We start from the raw sequence: 3,023 nt of genomic DNA, 5'->3' as shown, positions 1-3,023 counted from the left end.
CTTGTCGCCTTCAGCAATCAGAAAGGCGGTGTGGGCAAGTCCACGGTAACAGCGGTTCTTGCCAGTTATTTTAATTATGTAAGAGGTCTGAAAGTTGCTGTCGTTGACTGTGACTATCCCCAGTTCAGTCTGGAAAAACTAAGGGGAAGGGATTTGAAGAACCTTGAAAAAAGCGAGTATCACCAGCGACTTTTCTGTCGTCAGTTTGAAGACGGTTCCCGTAAGGCCTATCCGATCGTCACTTCTACTCCGGAGGCAGCCGCAGAGATTCCCGGCAAACTGGAAGGCGACTATGACCTGATATTCTTCGATCTTCCCGGAACGGTGAACTCCCGTGGTGTATTTGAGTCCGTCATGAACATGGATTTCATTTTCACTCCCATTGTAAAGGACCGTATGGTCATGCAGAGCAGCCTTTCCTTTGTATCGACCGTTCAGGATTTTATCGGACAGCATCCGGAAGCTCCCCTGAAAGACATACGTTTATTCTGGAACCGTATGGACAGCCGTACTTCCAAGGAACTGTATGTAATGTATAATGCAATAGTGCTCCGTATGGGTTTGAAGGTCTTTGAAACCGTACTTCCGGATCTTGAACGCTTCAACAAGGAAATGACACCTTCTTCCAGGCAGCATTTCCGCTGCACCCTTCTTCCTCCTTCCGAATCACTACTGAAAGACAGCCGTCTTGAGGCGTTTGCCCAGGAGATGGAACGTATCATATTTCCGGGATAATGGCTATGGCAAAGAAAAGAGAGATATTCAAGGTGGACGAGGATGCCTTGAAAGACATGATGGCCAGTGAATCCATTTCCTGCGGTAAATCTGGAACTGATGTCGGCGAGAATGTTCTTCCTGTCACAGAAAAGGAAAAAAATGTACCGGATGTAAAGACACAGGGACAGGAAAAGTCCCAGAAAACGATACGCGCCGATCCCGGACTGGAAGAGAAGGTGGAAATGTATAAGGAACTGTTTCTGGACAGAAAGAAGTCCGTACACAGAAAGCAGACCTATATCAGCTATGACATGTATTGCAGGCTGGCCCGTATCCTTCCCCTTCTGAGTGATGACATGAGTGTGCCCGCTTTTTTGGATAATGTGCTGGCACACCATCTTGAGACTTACAGTGAAGAGCTTGGCGAGCTGTTTCGCCGAAAAACCCCAAAAACATTCTGAAAATGATATGGATTGTATTGACTGTTGCCGTATTGGTTTGCGGTCTGCTGTTATGTTGCGTTTATTTACTGTCCAATAAGATTTGTTCACTGAAAAGACAAGTCAGAGAGTTGAATGAGAAAATAGGAATAGCGAACTGCTTTCCCGAATATAGCCGTGTGTATCTGAACGATACTCCAGTCGGGAAAGGACGTCAGATTCGTATCCGTTGCGGTTTGTATAACAAGGCAAGCCGCCTTATTCCGTTTATGGCTCCCGGCATGAGTGTTTCAGTCTATGTGAGCAATATCGTGGAGGAGCACTTGAAACGCCACGGAGAATTGCTGAAGAATGAACTTGAATGTTTTCTCTATAAGGATTCTTTATGGAAGAACTGATATACTTCTGTGTACGGATTGTCTGTATAGGCTATTTGCTGTACAGCGTGTATGGCTGGAGAAGGCGTATCGAAACTGTTTGTACCCTGCTTTATGGGAAACCTTGCGTGAAGAAGGAAAATAAAGAAGCTGCCGGAACGGAATCTGCGGTTTCAGATGCAGAAGTGATGGGAAGTACCCGTTATGTCTATCTGGACGAGAATGCCGGAAAGACTGCCACTCCCTTCATGAGCCAGCCACTTGAAAGGAATTTTATCGGTGAGGAGGAGGATGTGCAGCAGGAAGATGTGGAATGCAACCTTCAGCTGGATAAGATGAAACTCCTGCAGGAAGTCCAGGAAGACCTTGATGCGGAGTCTCCCGAAGTGGAATCCGTATCACCTGTTCTGTCCAGCAGGGACATGGAAGTACTCGGCGAATATCTGACACATCAGGATGAAGCCGACCATGAGAAGGCCATGCAGGCGGCCCGTGTCCTGTTCTCCATCAGGCAGACCAGCCTGATTGATGTGTTCCTTTCCAATATGGAGAATTCCGCGATTGTAGAGGAACTGATAGACAGGTATCTTGATGAGGACGGCAATCCCAGACCGCTTAAAGTAAAGGATGGGAATGAACCGTCTGACGAGTGGCGGAAATATATCTGACACCGATATATTCAGGCATCCTGGAAATCTTTTCGGGATGCTTTTTTTATGTCTGTAAGGCTTCCTGAATGACATCTGATGACATCTGGTGACACCTGATGACGGTGTTGTATCACAGCGGTTTAAGCCTTATATATTTGCAGTCGAATTCAAAATTTATGTCAAACCCCAAAATGATTCGACAATGAAGAGAAGAATCCTATTTTCAGTATTGTGTGTGCTGGCAGCGGCAGGTGCCTTCGCACAGGGACAGGGTCTTGCCGGCATCAATGAGGCTACCAGCCTTATGACTTCGTATTTCGATCCGGCCACCAAATTGTGTTATGCCATCGGAGCCGTACTCGGTCTGGTCGGCGGTATCAAGACGTATGGCAAGTTCAGCAGCGGTGACCCGGATACGTCCAAGACTGCGGCAAGCTGGTTCTTCGCCTGCATCTTCCTGATTGTGGCCGCCACCATTCTCCGTTCCTTCTTCCTGTAAGCCATGGATTACCGTATCAACAAAGGAGCAGGCCGTCCGATTGAGTTCAAGGGCTTGAAATCACAGTACCTGTTCTTTTTTGCCGGAGGCCTTGTATCGGTCTTTCTTGCGGTGGTTGTCCTGTATATGGCCGGTGTCAGCCAGCTGGTATGCCTGTCTTTCGGGGCGGTATCCGGTACCCTGGCCGTATGGCTGACCTTCCGCATGAATGCCCGCTACGGTGAGCACGGGCTGATGAAGATGCTGGCCGAAAAACGCCATCCGCGCTATTTGTCAGCCCGTCGCAGAATATTCAGAGCATTAACCAAAAAGAAGAGAAAGAAATGAGAAGTGTATTGAA

The 3,023-nt window shown here is 47.7% G+C and carries 6 protein-coding genes; all 6 read left to right on the top strand.

Annotated features, from left to right (window positions below; genetic code table 11):
* On the top strand, positions 1-735 hold a 735-nt coding region (locus ACMP1L_RS09195; RefSeq protein WP_418452781.1), incomplete at its 5' end, for a ParA family protein.
* 5 nt (positions 736-740) lie between these two features.
* Positions 741-1,178, top strand: coding sequence for a DUF3408 domain-containing protein (locus tag ACMP1L_RS09190; RefSeq protein WP_418452780.1), 438 nt, complete (start codon positions 741-743; stop codon positions 1,176-1,178).
* Between the two features lie 2 nt (positions 1,179-1,180).
* On the top strand, positions 1,181-1,555 hold the full coding sequence (locus ACMP1L_RS09185; RefSeq protein WP_117652427.1) for a DUF3408 domain-containing protein: 375 nt from the start codon (positions 1,181-1,183) through the stop codon (positions 1,553-1,555).
* Positions 1,543-2,202 carry a DUF4122 family protein gene (locus tag ACMP1L_RS09180; protein WP_118391759.1) on the top strand — a complete coding sequence of 220 codons (660 nt, stop codon included), beginning with the start codon at positions 1,543-1,545 and terminating at the stop codon, positions 2,200-2,202. The genes ACMP1L_RS09185 and ACMP1L_RS09180 overlap by 13 nt, the downstream gene beginning before the upstream one ends.
* A 184-nt stretch (positions 2,203-2,386) precedes the next feature.
* Positions 2,387-2,683: a DUF4134 domain-containing protein gene (locus tag ACMP1L_RS09175; protein ID WP_007843736.1), complete on the top strand. Its 297-nt coding sequence runs from the start codon at positions 2,387-2,389 to the stop codon at positions 2,681-2,683.
* A gap of 3 nt (positions 2,684-2,686) precedes the next feature.
* Complete coding sequence (locus ACMP1L_RS09170) at positions 2,687-3,010, top strand: DUF4133 domain-containing protein (protein ID WP_005776857.1); 324 nt, start codon at positions 2,687-2,689, stop codon at positions 3,008-3,010.
* The last annotated feature ends 13 nt before the right edge of the window (positions 3,011-3,023 follow it).

The sequence above is a fragment of the Ventrimonas sp. genome (assembly GCF_048380235.1).
GTDB lineage: Bacteria > Bacillota > Clostridia > Lachnospirales > Lachnospiraceae > Brotaphodocola.
Note: the sequence above shows the minus strand (reverse complement) of the source record. Positions and strands in the feature narration are given on the sequence as shown.